General features: G+C 69.6%; 11 protein-coding genes. 4 read left to right on the top strand and 7 right to left on the bottom strand.

The features are described from left to right. Nucleotides 1–6 precede the first annotated feature (6 nt). Complete coding sequence (locus FHR66_RS16175; RefSeq protein WP_160967140.1) at nt 7–627, top strand: thymidine kinase; 621 nt, start codon at nt 7–9, stop codon at nt 625–627. A gap of 165 nt (nt 628–792) precedes the next feature. Beyond that, entirely contained in the window at nt 793–1,554 is a 762-nt protein-coding gene (locus FHR66_RS16170) for a sel1 repeat family protein (protein ID WP_160967142.1), read from the top strand. Between the two features lie 228 nt (nt 1,555–1,782). Here FHR66_RS16170 and FHR66_RS16165 read toward each other — a convergent pair whose 3' ends face one another. From FHR66_RS16165 to FHR66_RS16150, 4 genes are all read right to left on the bottom strand, one after another. Then, nucleotides 1,783–3,387, bottom strand: coding sequence for a glucan biosynthesis protein (locus FHR66_RS16165; RefSeq protein ID WP_160967144.1), 1,605 nt, complete (start codon nt 3,385–3,387; stop codon nt 1,783–1,785). 366 nt (nt 3,388–3,753) lie between these two features. Continuing rightward, nucleotides 3,754–4,566, bottom strand: a complete 813-nt coding sequence (mutM, locus tag FHR66_RS16160) for a bifunctional DNA-formamidopyrimidine glycosylase/DNA-(apurinic or apyrimidinic site) lyase (protein ID WP_160967145.1) — start codon at nt 4,564–4,566, stop codon at nt 3,754–3,756. 138 nt (nt 4,567–4,704) lie between these two features. After that, nucleotides 4,705–5,097, bottom strand: coding sequence for an EF-hand domain-containing protein (locus FHR66_RS16155; protein WP_237475321.1), 393 nt, complete (start codon nt 5,095–5,097; stop codon nt 4,705–4,707). An 11-nt stretch (nt 5,098–5,108) separates the two neighbouring features. Then, entirely contained in the window at nt 5,109–6,305 is a 1,197-nt protein-coding gene (locus tag FHR66_RS16150; RefSeq protein ID WP_160967147.1) for a DesA family fatty acid desaturase, read from the bottom strand. A gap of 135 nt (nt 6,306–6,440) precedes the next feature. Here FHR66_RS16150 and FHR66_RS16145 point away from each other — a divergent pair, with 135 nt between their 5' ends. Next, nucleotides 6,441–7,283 carry an ABC transporter ATP-binding protein gene (locus FHR66_RS16145; RefSeq protein WP_160967149.1) on the top strand — a complete coding sequence of 281 codons (843 nt, stop codon included), beginning with the start codon at nt 6,441–6,443 and terminating at the stop codon, nt 7,281–7,283. Between the two features lie 239 nt (nt 7,284–7,522). On the opposite strand, the gene FHR66_RS16140 is transcribed toward FHR66_RS16145, so the two are convergent. Continuing rightward, the gene (locus FHR66_RS16140) at nt 7,523–7,933 is read right to left on the bottom strand and encodes a winged helix-turn-helix transcriptional regulator (RefSeq protein ID WP_456361775.1); all 411 of its coding nucleotides are present in this window, start codon (nt 7,931–7,933) and stop codon (nt 7,523–7,525) included. Between the two features lie 176 nt (nt 7,934–8,109). Between FHR66_RS16140 and FHR66_RS16135 the strand changes: the two genes are divergently transcribed. Beyond that, complete coding sequence (locus FHR66_RS16135; protein WP_160967153.1) at nt 8,110–9,015, top strand: NmrA family NAD(P)-binding protein; 906 nt, start codon at nt 8,110–8,112, stop codon at nt 9,013–9,015. A gap of 33 nt (nt 9,016–9,048) precedes the next feature. On the opposite strand, the gene mnmE is transcribed toward FHR66_RS16135, so the two are convergent. Beyond that, nucleotides 9,049–10,392, bottom strand: coding sequence for a tRNA uridine-5-carboxymethylaminomethyl(34) synthesis GTPase MnmE (gene mnmE / locus FHR66_RS16130; protein ID WP_160967155.1), 1,344 nt, complete (start codon nt 10,390–10,392; stop codon nt 9,049–9,051). Between the two features lie 31 nt (nt 10,393–10,423). Continuing rightward, complete coding sequence (locus FHR66_RS16125) at nt 10,424–13,165, bottom strand: polysaccharide deacetylase family protein (protein WP_160967157.1); 2,742 nt, start codon at nt 13,163–13,165, stop codon at nt 10,424–10,426. Nucleotides 13,166–13,257: the final 92 nt, after the last annotated feature.

Below are 13,257 nucleotides of genomic sequence, written 5' to 3'. Positions count from 1 at the left end.
TGTGGCATGGCGAAACTGTACTTCTACTATTCGGCGATGAACGCCGGCAAGACCACCACGCTGCTGCAGTCGGCGCACAACTACCGCGAGCGCGGCATGCGCACGGCGATCCTGACGCCGCGGCTGGACCACCGCGCCGGCACCGGCGTGGTCGCCTCGCGCATCGGCCTGCGCGCCGACGGCATGGGCTTCGGCGCCGAGACCGATCTGCTGGCCACCATCGAAGCCGACATCGCCAGCCACGGCCCGCTGCATTGCGTGCTGGTGGACGAGGCGCAGTTCCTCAGCCGCGCGCAGGTCTGGCAGCTCAGCGAAGTGGTCGACCGGCTGCGCATCCCGGTGCTGTGCTACGGCCTGCGCACCGATTTCCGCGGCGAGCTGTTCGAGGGCAGCCAGTACCTGCTGGCCTGGGCCGACGAATTGCAGGAGATCAAGACCATCTGCCACACCGGCAGCAAGGCGACGATGACCGTGCGCGTGGACGAGAACGGCCATGCGGTGCAGGACGGCCCGCAGGTGGAGATCGGCGGCAACGAGCGCTACGTGTCGGTCAGCCGCCCCGAGTTCAAGAAGATCATGCGCGGCGAAGGCCGCATCGATCCGCTGCAGATCGCCCTGCCGCTGTAACCCGAATGTCACCACTGACGCACCGCGCTGGTGCATCGCGTCCGCATGCAATGAACCGTGGCTGACGCGTACCGTACCCGCTTCTGTTCCTATGCCATCAGTCTATGGAGCGCGCCCCGGCGGCATGCCTAGAATCGCGCCGATCGCACTCATGGGATGAGGAATATGCTTTCGTTGAAAGGATTTTTTGCCGGCAGCGGCACCGCATTGGCCTGTGCCCTGCTGCTCGCCCTGCCCGGCCAGGCCGCAGCGGCCCCGGGCGACCACACCTTCCAGGACATCCCGGCGCAGGTGCTGACCGACGGCTTCCTCGAGGCGCACCTGGATCTGTTCTATCGTCGCGCCGGCATCCGCGCCGACAAGAAGGGCGACTACGCCGAGGCCAGGAAGCAGTACCAGTTGGCCGCGCGCTATGCCGACAAGCCGTCGCAGGCACGGCTGGGCGAGATGTACTGGGAAGGCCAGGGCGGCGCCGCCGACCACACGATGGGCTTCCTGTGGATGGCGCTGGCCGCCGAGCGCGGCTACGACCAGTTCGGCGCGCGCAAGATGGAGTACTGGAATCAGCTGACCCCGGACGAGCGCAAGCGCGCGGCCAAGCTCGACAAGTCGATGCTGGCCGAGTACGGCGACCAGGTCGCCAAGCCGCGCCAGGAAGCGGTGCTGCGGCGCGAAGCGATGCGCAGCACCGGCGGCCTGCTCGGCCACTCCGGCGCGGCCGGCCCGCTGTCGATCAACGGCCCGCGCGGCGGCAGCATCGATCCGGAAGTGTTCTACGCCAAGCAGTTCTGGGAACCGAGCGCGTACTGGAAGCTGCAGGACCAGGTGTGGGACGGCCGCACACCGGGCCGGGTCGACATCGGCGATGTCGAGGACATCAGCACGCAAGGCGCGCCGCCACCGCCGCAGGAACCGGCCAAGCACTGAGTGCGAGGCGGACAGCGTCGGGACCGAAGTCCCTCCCACGGGAGGCGTTCGGTGTATCGCCCTGCTTTGCAGGCGCGGCTGCGCGTTTCTCTCGACCGAGTGCAATCCCCCTTGTGGGAGGGACTTCAGTCCCGACGAGCAAAGCGCGACGACATCGCATCGCCGCGCCTCCCGGGATGAACGTCCACGCGCCGATGCCAAGCCTCGGCACCACGTACGCGCGCCTCCTCAGTACAACTTGCGCTCGGCCACCGGCGGCGGCGTCCACTGATACAGCCAGGTCTCGGTCAGCGGGCGCTCGCCGCTGCGCAGGTACAGGCGAATGTCGATCTGCTCGCTGCCGTCGTCCGGCGGCACCACGTCGAACATCGCGCGGTAGCCGGCAATCTCATGCAGCGGCCGGGCCGAGACGATTTCGGTGCGACCGCGGTTGAGCTGCAGCACCACCTCGACCTTGGCGTCCTTCTCCTTGCCCAGCTTGGCCAGTTCGCCACCGGCGAAATCCACCGCGAAGCGCCAGGAGAAGTAGTGGCGCTTCTGCCCGACCACGCCGCCCAGGCCGGTGCGGGTGGCCACGCAATGCGCCAGCGGCGAGGACGCCGGCGGCTGCGCGCCCCAGTACAGGCGGTAGCCGAACAGCAGCTCCTGGCCCGGTTGCGGCTTGTCCTGCGGATTCCAGAACGCGACGATGTTGTCGAAGGTCTCGTCGACGGTGGGGATCTCCACCAGTTGCACCGAACCCTTGCCCCAACCCTGCTTCGGCTCCACCCACAGACACGGGCGCTTCTCGTAGAACACGCCGTCGTCCTGGTAGTGATCGAAGTTGCGGTCGCGCTGCAGCAGGCCGAAGCCGCGTGGATTGTCGTCGACGAACATGTTGAAGCGCAGGTGCGGCGGATTGCACAGCGGCCGCCAGATCCACTCGCCGCCGCCGGTCCACATCGCCAGGCCATCGGTGTCGTGGATCTCCGGGCGCCAGTCCCAATCCATGCGGCGGTCGTTCTCGCCGACCTGGTACATGCTGGTGCACGGACCCAGGCCCAGGCGCTCGATGGTCTTGCGCGGATACAGCGCGCTGTCGATGTCCATCAGCAGCACGTCGCCGTTGGTGATGGCGAAGCGGTAGGCGCCGGCGACGCTGGGCGAATCCAGCAGCGCGTACACCACCACCGTGTCCGACCCGGCCTGGGGCTGCTCGAGCCAGTAGGCGATGAAATCCGGGAATTCCTCCGGGCCGCCGGTACCGGTATCGATCGCCAGCCCGCGCGCCGACTGCCCGTACTGGCCCTCCTTGCCCACCGCGCGGAAGTAGCTGGCGCCGAGGAACGCGGCGAAGTCGCGCTCGGTGTCCTGCTTGGTGTTGAGGCGGAAACCGGCGAAGCCCAGTTCCTTGGGCAGGTGCGCGCCCTTCAGCCCGCTGCTGCCGTAGTCGAACGCCGCGCTGTCGTAGGCCAGTTCCTGCGCCTGCCCGTCGACCAGGTCGAACATGTGCACCGGCGTCTTGAAGTAAAGCCCCAGGTGGAAGAACTTGGCCTGGAACTTCGGGCCTTGGTCGGCCGCCCACAGCGCGTGGTCCTGGCGGTAGCGGATCGACTGGTACTGGTCCCAGGTCAACGCCTCCACCGGCGCCGGCAGCACCCGCTTGTGGCTCTGGTACGGCGCATCGGCCATGGCCCGCGCGTGGCCCTTGAGCCAGGCGTAGTCGAACGGTTGCGGCTTGCCCAGGCGGCGCAGGCCCACCGCAGGAGCGGCCTGGCCGAGCATCGGCATCGCCGGCAAGCCCATGGCGGCGAAGGCGGCGGCGGCGTTCTTGAGGAAATCGCGTCGTTGCATGGCCGGACCGAAACGAAAGAGGATGCCCATGATAGACAAGCGGCGCCGAAGGCGGCGGTGATGGGCTCACCGGATGCATCCCAGGCGCAGACGCGCCGGAGCCGACGCACTGCTGCTGGCGATATAGCTTTCCCACCCAACCGCGTCGGCGGCGACAACGCGGGGAGCGGGCAAGGCGTCTAGGGGAGCGTCTACTAACGCGAGAAAGCCACTGATAGAGGCGCTTGAGCCGACGCGTTACCGCGAATGTATGTCGTGGCCGAAATCGCCCTCACGGTCGCGACGGCATGGCTCGCTGCGCCGCCACAAAACCGCGTTGTTGGAGGTGCTCCGCAGGCGCCGAACCGCCTGCGTCAGGCTCATCGCTCAGCGCTGGCAGTGGCTGCACCAGACACTGGCGCGCTGACCGATGCTGGCATGGCGCAGCGTGCGCCCGCAGCGCTTGCAGGCCTCGCCCTCGCGGCCATAGACCGACAGTTCCTGCTCGAAGTAGCCCGGCGCCCCGTCCGGGCTGATGAAATCGCGCAGGGTGGTGCCGCCGCGCTGGATCGCATAGCCCAGGATCGCCTTGGCGGCCTCGGCAAGACGCGCATAGCGGGCACGCGAGACCTCGCCGGCTTCGCGCAGCGGACTGATGCCGGCCTGGAACAGGCTCTCGGCGGCGTAGATGTTGCCCACCCCGACCACGATGCGCTGATCCATCAGGAAGGTCTTGACCGGCGCGGTGCGGCCGCGGCTGAGCCGGAACAGATGATCGCCGTCGAACGCATCCGACAGCGGCTCCGGCCCCAGTTCGGCGAGCAAGGGATGGGTCTCGCCCGGCGCCTGCCACAGCAGGCAGCCGAACCGGCGCGGGTCGTTGAAGCGCAGCACGCGGCCGTCTTCCAGGCTGATGTCGACGTGGTCGTGCGCCCGCGGTGGCGTGTCGCCGGGCAGCACGCGCAGGCTGCCGGACATGCCCAGATGCAGCAGCGCACTGCCGACCGCGGTATCCAGCAACAGATACTTGGCACGCCGGCGAATGCCGTCGATGCGCTGCCCCGGCAACTGCTCCGCCACCTCCGGTGGAATCGGCCAGCGCAGATCCGGCCGCCGCAGGATCACCCCATGGATGCGCCGCCCCGACAGATGCGGCTCCAGGCCGCGCCGGGTGGTTTCGACTTCGGGGAGTTCGGGCATGGGTTCGTCGAATGTCGCAGGTAGATGGACAAGCTTAGCGGGCGCGAGGTGCGCTTCTGCTGAAGCTGGGGATTGTTGAGCAGACACTCCGCGCGCTGCGCGACGGAACGCACAGCGCGTGTGGCGACACGGCCTTGCTCACTGCGGCGGCGCCGCCAGCTCCCGCGCGCTGAGGTAGCCATCGCCGTTGGTGTCCTGCTTGCGGAAACGGGCGGTCAGGGTGGCGATGTGTTGCGCGCGGGTGATCGGCGGGCCGCGGCCGCCGGGCAGTTCGGCGGGGCTGAGCACGCCGTCGTGGTCGAGGTCGCGCGCGTCGAAGGCGTAGCTCATCCAGGCCAGGTATTCGTCCAGGCTGACGCGGCCGTCGCCGTCACGGTCCATGCGCTGCAGGTAGCTGGCGGTACTGTCGATGGCCTGCGCCTCGGCGTTGGCGACGCTGCCGGCGAAGAGGACGCAGGCGATGCCCGCCGCCAGCCCGGCCCTCAACGACGAACGCCGCGCGAGGCGGCGTTCGTTCGGCTGAGTAGGCATTGCGCCGCGACTCATGCCAGGGCGTAGCCCTTCAGTCGCGCCGCGTACGCCTGCAGCGCGGCGATGCCGCTGGCTTCGGCGTCGTGGCACCAAGCCTGCAAGTGCTTGAGGCGTTCGCTGGCGTCGTGGGTGCGGGCTTCCAGCAGGGCCGCCAGGCGTGCGCGGTGCTCGACCAGCGTGCGCATGCGCGGGCGCTGCGCCACCCAGTGCTGCAGTTGTTCGCGGGCGTCGGGCTTGAGCCAGCGGCCGTCGTCGACCAGGCCCTTGCGCAGGCGCCGCGGCAGCAGCTTGCGCAGCTTGGCGCCGGCCTGCGCGGCTTCTTCCTTCAGCGCGGGGGTGAACACGTTGCGCTGGTAATCGGTCATCGCCTGGAAGCGGTGCGACAGCAGCGCGCGCAGGGTGTCGGCGTCGGGCACGGCGATGTTCGGGCGCACGTCCAGGGTCGGCGCCACGCGCAGGATCTTGGCCAGGCGCAAGGCGGCCAGTGCGCGGATCGCGATCCAGCCGATGTCCAGTTCCCAGCGACGCATCGAGAAGCGCGCCGAGCTCGGGAAGGCATGGTGGTTGTTGTGCAGTTCTTCGCCGCCGATCCACAGCGCCCACGGCGTGAGATTGGTCGAGGTGTCGGCGGACTCGAAGTTGCGGTAGCCCCACCAGTGGCCCAGGCCATTGATCACGCCAGCGGCCCAGAACGGAATCCAGGCCATCTGCAGCGCCCACAGCGCGATGCCGGGCAGGCCGAACAGCGCGAAGTTGAACGCGAACAGCGCCACCGGCCCCAGATTGGCGTACGGGGTGTACAGGTGCCGCTCGATCCAGTCGTCCGGCGCGCCCTTGCCGTACTGCTCGATGTCGCCGCGCTGGGTGCGCGCTTCGCGGTACAGCTCCACGCCGCGCCAGAACACGCGGGCGATGCCCTTGGTCTGCGGGCTGTGCGGGTCTTCCTCGGTCTCGACCTTGGCGTGGTGCTTGCGATGGATCGCCACCCACTCCTTGGTGATCATCGAGGTGGTGAACCAGGTCCAGAAGCGGAAGAAGTGCGACAGCAGCGGATGGAAATCCACGCCGCGATGCGCCTGGCTGCGGTGCAGGTACAGGGTCACCGCGAAGATGGTGAGCTGGGTGAACAGCAGCAGCACGGCGAGCATGCCCCACCAGCCGACGCCGAGCAGGCCGTTGCCAAGGAAGTCGAGGATCGCGTCGAACATTGCCAGAAGCTCCAGAGCGTAAGACGGCGTGAGGGGATGACGACATGATGGGGGTTGTGCGGGCAAACTTCACCCGGCGCTCGCGTATGGTATTCAGCCGCCAAGCGCTTCCGGTCACAGAACGGTGTCGGTTCCATGTCAGCCGCCTCTTCCCAAGCAACCCCCGTGCCAGCGGCCGCGCCGTTGATCGAACTGGACCGCGCCAGCGTGATCCGCGGCCAGGTCCGCGTGCTGCACGCGCTGAGCCTGCGCATCGCGCTCGGCCAGCACACCGCCATCCTCGGCCCGAACGGCTGCGGCAAATCCTCGTTCATCAAACTGATCACCCGCGAGCTGTACCCGCTAGCCCGCGCCGGCGAAGAACCGGCGGTGCGGGTGCTCGGGCAGAGCCGCTGGCAGGTGGATCGGCTGCGCAGCCAGTTGGGCATCGTCAGCGGCGACCTCAGCGTCAATCTCGCCGACATGCCCGGGTTGGACGTAGAAAGTGCGGTGCTGTCCGGATTCTTCGCCAGCTATGTGGTGCCGCCGCACCGCGAGGTGACCGACGCGATGCGGGCGCGGGCGCGCGAGGCGCTGCAGGCCGCGCACGCGCTGCCGCTGTTGCGGCGCGCCTACGCCGAGCTGTCGGCCGGCGAGACCCGCCGCGTGCTGATCGCGCGCGCCCTGGTCAACCGGCCGCAGGCGTTGCTGCTGGACGAACCCAGCACCGGCCTGGATCTGATCGCACGCGAGCACCTGCTGGCAACGATGCGCGACCTCGCCCGCCAGGGCATCACCCTGGTGCTGGTCACCCACCACATCGAGGAGATCGTGCCGGAGATCGCGCGGGTGATCCTGCTGCGCGAGGGCCAGGTGTACGCCGACGGCACGCGCGAGGAACTTCTGGCCGATGCGCCGCTGTCGGCGGTGTTCGGCGGACCGGTGCGGGTGCAGCGCGATGGCGACAGCTATAGCGCGCGGGTGGTTGCGGAGGGCTGATCCGCGCAAGCCCACGAACCCTCGGGGCCGCGGGCTTGCGGTCTGCGCAATGTCGCAGGTGATGCGGGAATGTCTGTAGGAGCGGCTTCAGCCGCGACAGGCGTTACCGGGAATGCCCGTCGCGGCTGAAGCCGCTCCTACAGATGGCCTTTCGTCGTTGGTTAGAGCCGCCCCGAAGCCGCTTCCACACGCGGGACGTCCACCGTCATCGGGAGTTCCGGTAACCGTGCCGAATGCGCTCAGGCAAACGCCGCGCTCGATCCTCGCGCCGGTGCGTCTGCTTCGAACGCGGCGCGCGCGCCGCGGATCTGCGCGTGATGGTCGGCGGCCCAACGCACCAGCGGCGCCAGCACCACGCTCAGCGACTGCCCTAGCGGGGTAAGCCGATACTCCACCCCAGGCGGCACCGTCGGCAGCACCTCGCGAGCGACCAGCCCTTCGCGCTGCAGGTCGCGCAGGGTCTGAGTGAGCATGCGCTGGGAGATGTCCGGCACCGCGCGGCGCAGTTCGCCAAAGCGGTGCGGGCGTTCGGCCAGCAGCATCACGAACAGGGTGCTCCACTTGTCGCCGATCTGCGCCAGCACGTCGCGCACCGGGCACTGGTCGATGGCCATGCCGGCGCGCTGGTGGTCCTGCAGTTGCTGGCTCATCAATCCGTCGACGGCGGCGACCGACGGCAAGACGCGATCCATGGTGGTTACCTCGAGGTAATCAGGGGCGGAAAAAGTGCCGTCTTTACAGCCCGGCCAAGGTCTCTAGGATAGACCAGGTTCCTTTTCCAGACCATGGCGTCCTGCGACGCCTCCCTTTCCTCAGGAGACCTGTCATGTCCGCATCTTCCGATTCCCTGCTCGTCACCGGCGCTGGCGGCCAGTTCGGCCAGCGCGTGCTCGCGCACCTGCTCGACACCCTCAAGGTGGCGCCGTCGCGGGTCGTGGCGATGACCCGCCAGCCCGAACGCCTGGCCGCCTGGGCCGCGCGCGGCGTCGACGTGCGCCACGGCGATTTCGACGACGCCACCTCGCTCGACACCGCGTTCCGTGGCGCCGGCCGTGTGTTGCTGATCAGCACCGACGCGCTCGACCGCGCCGGCCACCGCCTGCAGCAGCACCAGGCCGCGATCGCCGCCGCCGAACGCGCCGGCGTCGGCCACCTGGTCTACACGTCGTGCCCGGAACCGCACGACTCGCCGCTGCTGCTGGCTGCCGATCACGCCGGCACCGAGGACAGCCTGGCCGCCAGCGCCCTGCCCGCCTGGACCGTACTGCGCAACCACTGGTACTTCGAGAACCTGTTCATGAGCCTGCCGCCGGTGCTGGCCTCGGGCCACTGGTACAGCGCGGCCGGCGACGGCGGCATCGCCCACATCGCCCGCGACGACCTGGCCCGCGCCGCCGCGGTCGCCCTGGCCAGCGGCGACGGCAAGCGCACGCTCACCCTCAGCGGTGCGCGCGCCTACACCACCGCCGACATCGCCGCGCTGGTCGCGCAGGTGCTGGACGTACAGATCCAGGTGGTGCCGGTACCGGTCGAGGGCCTGGTGCAGGGCATGGTCGGCGCCGGCCTGCCCGAGCCGGTCGCACGCATCTATGCCTCGTTCGACACCAACACCGCCGCCGGTCGCGTCGCCACCGTCACCGGCGACTACCAGGCGCTGACCGGGCAGGCGCCGCTGCCGTTCGAACAGTGGCTGCAGGATCAGCGGACGCAATTGGCGGCGTTGAAGCCGTAAGCGAATTCGGCGGCGCGCGCACGCAGGTGCGCGCTACTTGCCGATGCAGAAGCTGGAGAAGATCCGCCCGAGCAGGTCGTCGGCGCTGAGCGTGCCGACGATCTCGCCGAGCGCGGCATGGGCCAGGCGCAGTTCCTCGGCGGCCAGTTCCAGGCGTTCGTGCTGCAGTTCGGCCGCCGCCGCATCGGCATGAGTCGCGGCACGCTGCAGCGCATCGACGTGGCGGGCGCGCGCGGAGAACTCGCCGTCGCTGCCCTCGCCGGCCACGGCGCCGGCGATCGCACGCAGCTGCGCATGCAGTTGCTCCAGGCCGCTCCCGGTCGCGGCGGAGACATAGACGCGCTCGGCGCTGGCCACGGGCACGGTGGCGAGCAGGTCGCTCTTGTTGTGGATCCACAGGCGCTGCGGCACGTCGGCGATGGCGTCGGCGATCGCCGCATGGCCGGCCTCGGCCTCGCGCGCATCGAGCACGATCAGCGCCAGGTCGGCGCGCTGCAGTTCCTGGCGCGCGCGGCGCATGCCCTCGCGCTCGATCGCATCGCCACCCTCGCGCAGGCCGGCGGTGTCGACCAGGGTCAGTTCCACGCCGTCCAGGCGCACGGTCTCGTGCAAGGTGTCGCGGGTCGTGCCGGCGATGTCGGTGACGATGGCGCGATCGCTGCCGGCCAGCGCGTTGAGCAGGGAACTCTTGCCGGCGTTCGGCGGGCCGACCAGCACCGCGTGCAGGCCATCGCGCAGGCGCCGGCCGCGTTCGGCGTCGGCACGCAGTTGCGCCAGGTCCGCGCGCGCCTGCGCCAGGCCGGCGCGGACCTGCTCGCCGCCCAGCGTGTCCAGCGCCTCGTCGGCGAAATCGATCGCCGCCTCGATGTGGATACGCAGGCGGATCAGCTGTTCGGCCAGCTCGTCGACGCGACGCGAGAACACCCCGTCCAGCGAGCGTCGTGCCGCGCGTGCCGCACGCAGGTCGCCGGCAGCGATCAGGTCGGCGATCGCCTCGGCCTGGGCCAGGTCGAGCTTGCGGTTGAGGAAGGCGCGCTCGCTGAACTCGCCTGGGCGCGCTGGCCGCGCGCCGAGTTCGCAGCAGCGCGCCACCAGGTGCCGCAGCAGCACCGGGCTGCCGTGCGCCTGCAGTTCCAGCACGTCTTCGCCGGTGAAGCTGCGCGGCCCCGGAAACCACAGCGCGATGCCGTCGTCCACGATCTCGCCGTGCGCGTCGCGAAAGCGCGCGTAGCGCGCGCTGCGTGGCATCAAGGCGCCCAGGCCAAGCCCATCGGCGATGGCCGCGGCCGCCGGACCGGACACGCGGACCACGCCGACACCGCCCGCACCAGGAGCGGTGGCGATGGCGGCGATGGTGGCGATGGCGGGAGACGGCATGGCGGAGGCAGCAGGTCGATAGCGCGGTGGATTACAGCGTCTGCAACTGGCCGCGCACGTAAGCCGCCGACGCGCCGTTGGGTTGCAGTTCCAGGTAGGTCTCGAAGGCGCGCTTGGCCTTGGTCGCATCGCCCAACTGGCGGTAGGCGTCGCCCAGGTTGACGTAGGCCACCGCGCGCGAGGGATCGATCTTCAGCGTGTTCTCCAGCCAGCGCACGGCCTGCGCGAACTTGCCCTGGCGATAGTAGATGAAGCCGAGATTGTTGGCCGCCAGCGCGAAGTCCGGGCGCAGCTTCAGCGCCTCGGTGAACTGCGCTTCGGCCTCGTCGTAGCGCTTCTCCTTGTACAGCTGCAGGCCGCGGTCGTTGGCGCGCTGCGCACGCTGCCGATCTGACACTGGACCGGCCGCCACCGGCACCGCCAGCGGCCGTTCGCCGCCCTGCAGGTCCTTGACCACCACTGCCGGCTTGGACGGGGCGGCCGGCGCGGCGGCGCTGCTGGTGCTGGCGTTCGGCGTCGCGGTCGACGCCGGCGCGGCCGCATCGACGCGATCGTTCATCGCGATCGCCGCCGAGGACAGTTGCTGCGTGCTGGAGGTGAGGAACTCTTCGCCCTCCGGCACCTGCAGCACGAACTCGCCGCCCTGCGAACCGGGCAGGCTGCCGAACGCGGGCGTCTGCTGCGAGATGCTCGACACCGCCGGCGCCACGTACGCGGCCAGTTCGGTGCCGGTGATCAGGCCATCGCCGTTGAGGTCGGCCTTGCCCGACAGCGCCTGCAGCAGCACCCAGGTGAACACCGAATGGCCGTTGGGGCCGCTATCGGCGACCTGCTGGTCGGCGCCGCCGGCGGTGAGCATCTGCCGGGCGATGCGCCGCGCGTTCTCGCGCAGGTAGGCGCTGGTGCCACCGCCGCGGGTCAGGCCCAGGCCGCTGTAGCACGCGTCCATCACGAACAGCACGTGCTTGGCTTCCAGGCTTTCGGCGATGTCCTGGATCTCGGTCATCGGAATCGCGTCGGTGGCGAACTGCGCCGGATCCGAGTCGGCGGGCACGATGTAGCCGAGGTCGCGTCCGGAGGCCAGCTTGCGCGTTGCGCCATGGCCGGCGAAGAACACGAACACGCGGTCGTTCTTGCCAACGCCGCCATGCGCCAGGCGGTCATGGAAGGCGGCCAGGATGTTGTTGCGGGTGGCCTCCTGGTTCTTCAGCACGATCACCTGCGACGACGGGAAACCGAAGCTGCCGGTCAGCGTCTGCGCGATGGCCTGCGCGTCGTTGGCCGCGTATTGCAGCTTGGGCCAGTGCGCGTAGTCGTCGATGCCGATCACGATGGCCCAGGACTTGTCGTAGCCGCTGGTCACCGCCGGTGCGGCGGCGTTGCTGGCCGCGCGCGCCACGCTGAAGTCGCGCCCGTTCCAGGCGGCGAACTGGTAGCCGTCGGCGCTGAGCCGGTCCAGGATCTGCGGCAGCGCCTTGACCGTGCGTTCGTGGATGTCGTGGAACAGCAGGATGCCGCGCTGCTCGCGACCGACCTGCTCGAGCACGCGCTGCACGATGGATTCGGGCACCGGATCGGCCCAGTCCAGCGAATCCACGTTCCACATCACCGACTTCAGGCCGGCCTCGCCGAGGATCTGCATGCCCTCGGCGTTGCGCGCGCCGTAGGGGAAGCGGAACAGCGGCGCACGCTTGGCGTCGACCGCGCGCAGCATGCGGTCGGTGTCGAGGATCTGGCTGCGCAGCGCGGCGCCGGTTTCCTTGGACAGTTGCGCGTGGGTCAGGCTGTGGTTGCCGACGGTGTAGCCCTGCTCCATCAGGCTGCGGCTGACGCTGGCCAGCGGCGACAGATCGACCTTGCCGTCCGCTTCGAGCTTGCCCAGGTTGCGGCCGACTTCGAAGAACGTGGCCGGCACGTCGTAGCGCTTGAGGATGGCCACGATCTCGTCGGTGTACTCGCGATGCGGGCCGTCGTCGAAACTCAGCACCACGGTCTTGGGCGGCAGGTCGCGGCCGAACACCTCGCGGTCGCTGTCCTTCATCGACATCGGATACGGGGTGATCACGCCGTAGTCGCGCAGGATCGCCTCGCGCGTGTACAGCGTGCCGAGGTGGGCGACGTAGTCCTCCCACTTCTCGCGCTTCTGCACGATCGCGCGGGTGCGGTCGAAGCGGCTGAAGATCGCGGTGATCTCGCGGTTGTAGGTGCGCTCGATCTCGTCGAGCGCTTCCAGGTCCTCGCCGATGCGCTGGTGCAGCTTGATCGCCGGCAGCGAGGAGTCCTTGCCGATGCGCAGCTGCCAGTCGGCGAGGACCTCGCGGAACGCCAGGCGGTCGGCGTCGTACAGGTCCGGCGCCGATTCGACGTAGTCCAGCAGGCTGCCGACCGCGGCGAAGCGCTGCGGGTTCGGCAGCGCCAGCAGCGCATCGAACTGCTTGGCCAGCGCCTCGCGGCGCTCCAGGCCCTCGTGGAACAGCTGCTGGCCGACGCTGCTGGAGGTTTGCCGGTCGGCCGGCGACTGCTTGGCCTCGTCGGCCAGCAGCACGATGATCTTGCGCTGCGCCGCCAGCTGCGCCTGCAGGCCTTGCAGCAGCGCCGTCGCCTGGGACTGCAACGCCGGCGAGCCGGGGATGGCGATCGTCGGGGCGGGCGCCGCGGGCTTGGCGGCAGTGGCCTCGCTGCTCGCAGGCTGGCGCTGGCAGGCGGCCAGGGCCAACACGAGCAGGCCGATCACGGCCATGGACGGCGACAACGGACGACGGCGCTTGCGCATGACCACGGACTCGCGAGCAAGGCGATGCGGAAAACGCATGTGCCGGCGCCTTCCCCGGCCGCATGCGCAACGCCCGCCGGAAGGCGGGCGTT

Source organism: Xanthomonas sp. F4, assembly GCF_011761895.1.
This window is presented reverse-complemented; position numbering and strand designations above follow the sequence as displayed.

Excerpts from the sequence above, each read along its gene's own strand:
- FHR66_RS16165 (WP_160967144.1), bottom strand. The coding sequence starts at position 3,387 with ATGCAACGACGCGATTTCCTCAAGAACGCCGCCGCCGCCTTCGCCGCC.
- mutM (WP_160967145.1), bottom strand. The coding sequence starts at position 4,566 with ATGCCCGAACTCCCCGAAGTCGAAACCACCCGGCGCGGCCTGGAGCCG.
- mnmE (WP_160967155.1), bottom strand. The coding sequence starts at position 10,392 with ATGCCGTCTCCCGCCATCGCCACCATCGCCGCCATCGCCACCGCTCCT.
- FHR66_RS16135 (WP_160967153.1), top strand. The coding sequence starts at position 8,110 with ATGTCCGCATCTTCCGATTCCCTGCTCGTCACCGGCGCTGGCGGCCAG.
- FHR66_RS16125 (WP_160967157.1), bottom strand. The coding sequence starts at position 13,165 with ATGCGCAAGCGCCGTCGTCCGTTGTCGCCGTCCATGGCCGTGATCGGC.
- FHR66_RS16145 (WP_160967149.1), top strand. The coding sequence starts at position 6,441 with ATGTCAGCCGCCTCTTCCCAAGCAACCCCCGTGCCAGCGGCCGCGCCG.
- FHR66_RS16150 (WP_160967147.1), bottom strand. The coding sequence starts at position 6,305 with ATGTTCGACGCGATCCTCGACTTCCTTGGCAACGGCCTGCTCGGCGTC.
- FHR66_RS16155 (WP_237475321.1), bottom strand. The coding sequence starts at position 5,097 with ATGCCTACTCAGCCGAACGAACGCCGCCTCGCGCGGCGTTCGTCGTTG.
- FHR66_RS16175 (WP_160967140.1), top strand. The coding sequence starts at position 7 with ATGGCGAAACTGTACTTCTACTATTCGGCGATGAACGCCGGCAAGACC.
- FHR66_RS16170 (WP_160967142.1), top strand. The coding sequence starts at position 793 with ATGCTTTCGTTGAAAGGATTTTTTGCCGGCAGCGGCACCGCATTGGCC.
- FHR66_RS16140 (WP_456361775.1), bottom strand. The coding sequence starts at position 7,933 with ATGAGCCAGCAACTGCAGGACCACCAGCGCGCCGGCATGGCCATCGAC.